1 protein-coding gene is annotated in these 2,342 nt (G+C 68.4%); it reads left to right on the top strand.

Features of this window, described 5'->3' with window-relative positions; all coding sequences use genetic code 11:
• Positions 1-91: 91 nt before the first annotated feature.
• Positions 92-2,056, top strand: a complete 1,965-nt coding sequence (locus RE027_RS17705) for a BCCT family transporter (protein WP_368809614.1) — start codon at positions 92-94, stop codon at positions 2,054-2,056.
• Positions 2,057-2,342 lie beyond the last annotated feature (286 nt).

Genomic DNA, 2,342 nt, shown 5'->3' with positions numbered 1-2,342 from the left:
AGCACCACATCGGGGCCTTCCACGACTGGATCACCGAAAAAGTCGGCGACACCATCCCCACCGCCGGCGCCACTAGCCAGGAGAAGATCCGATGAGCAACGACGACTATCGCGTGGGTCCTTCGCACGCCGAGGGGTCCACGGCACCGCCCGGCGAACAGCCCGCGACGCCGCCCGTGGACGACACGACCATGCTGCACGAGGCCGAGGCCGAGGAGGCCGCAATCCTCGACGAGCTGAAGGTCGGTGTCGTCGAGCGGCGCAAGTCCTTCCGCTCCGGACTGGAAGGCCTCGACCGGACCATCTTCGTGGTCACCGGCGCTCTCGTGGCCGCATTCGTGCTCTGGGGGTTCCTGAACACGGAGAGCCTGTCCAACGCCTCGACGGCGGCGCTGGGCTGGGTGCTGCAAACCGCCGGGTGGCTCTTCGTGCTCCTGGCCTCCCTGTTCGTGGTCTTCGTCCTCTGGCTGGCCATCGGCCGGTTCGGCAACATCCCGCTGGGCCAGGACGGTGAGCGCCCGGAGTTCCGGACGGTGTCCTGGATCTCGATGATGTTCGCCTGCGGCATGGGCATCGGCCTGATGTTCTACGGCGTCGCCGAGCCGCTCTACCACTACATCGCCCCGCCGCCGGCCACGGCCGACGCGCAGACGGCCGAGGCCATCGAGGCGGCGATGGCCACGTCCCTGTTCCACTGGACGCTGCACCCGTGGGCGATGTACGCGGTGGTCGGCATCGCCATCGCCTACGGCACCTTCCGGCTGGGTCGCAAGAACCTGCTCTCCGAGGCGTTCGTCTCGATCTTCGGGCGCAAGGCCGTGGACGGCATCGGCGGGAAGATCATCAACATGCTCGCCATCTTCGCGACCGTGTTCGGGACCGCCGCGTCGCTCGGCCTGGGCGCCCTGCAGATCGGCAGCGGTCTGCAGTTCAACGGCGTCATCGCCGAGGTGACCACCCCGATGCTGGTGGCCGTCATCGGAGTGCTGACGTTCTGCTTCGTGGCCTCGGCCGTCTCCGGCATCGCCCGCGGCATCCAGTTCCTCTCGAACACCAACATGGTGCTGGCCCTCCTCATGGCGATCATCATCTTCGTGGTGGGCCCCAGCGTCTTCATCCTCAACCTCATCCCCTCCTCGGTGGGCTCCTACGCGCAGATGCTGCCGGAGATGTCCGCCCGCACGGAGGCCGTGGGCGACGAGGGGATGCGCGAGTGGCTCTCCGGATGGACCATCTTCTACTGGGCCTGGTGGGTCTCCTGGACCCCCTTCGTGGGCATGTTCGTCGCCCGGATCAGCCGGGGCCGGACCATCCGCCAGTTCGTGGTGGGAGTCCTCGTGGTGCCGTCGCTGGTGTCCCTGCTGTGGTTCGCCGTCTTCGGCGGCACGGCCATCGACATCCAGCGCCGGGCCGACGCCACGCCGAACCCGGACGACGGCATCGCCACGGTCGTGGACGGGTCCCCGACCATCTCCTTCGACAGCGCGATCTACGACATGTTCACCGGCCTGGACCTGCCGCAGGCCGTGACCGTCGCCCTCGCCGTGCTGGCCATGGTGCTCACCGGGATCTTCTTCGTCACGGGTGCCGACTCGGCGTCCATCGTGACCGGCTCGCTCAGCTCCCGCGGCAGTCTGGAGCCCTCCCGCCCCGTCGTCATCTTCTGGGGTGTGCTCATGGGCAGCGTCGCCGCGGTGATGCTCCTGGCCGGCGGCGACGATCCCGCAGCCGCCCTGGGCGGCCTGCAACGGATGACGATCGTGTCCGCTCTGCCGTTCATCCTGGTGATGTTCCTGCTGTGCTTCGCGCTGGCCCGGGACCTGCGCCAGGACCCGATGTGGCTGCGCAAGCGCCTGTCCGACTCCGTGATGAACCGCGCGGTGCGCAACGCCGTCGACGAGTACGGGCACCAGAAGTTCACCCTCGTGACCCGGGAGAGCACGGATCCGAACACGGCCCAGTTCCAGGCCGTGGACGCGACGGCCGCCGGTCAGCCGATCTACGCCCCGGAGAACAACGGCCAGGCCCGGAGCAAGAAGGGGTCGCACCGCTCCTGAAAGCCGTGCTGGGCCGGGTCGCCACCGGCCCAGCACGCGCACTCCGTGCCCCGGCCGTTCCACTCGTCTCCGAGCGGAACGGCCGGGGCACGGCAATGTCGATTGACTACCATGGGGTCATGTCCCCATCCGATCCACGACCCCCGATCAATTCCGATACCACCAAGGAGCAGAACGGCTCCGACGGAGTGACCTCCGGAGGTGTCCAGTCCGTCGACCGGGCCATCACGGTGCTCGAGGTCCTCGCCCGGACCGGCGGATCGACGGTGACCGAGGTGGCCGCGGA

Source organism: Kocuria sabuli, assembly GCF_040981185.1.
Taxonomy (GTDB): Bacteria; Actinomycetota; Actinomycetes; order Actinomycetales; family Micrococcaceae; genus Kocuria; species Kocuria sabuli.
Note: the sequence above shows the minus strand (reverse complement) of the source record. Positions and strands in the feature narration are given on the sequence as shown.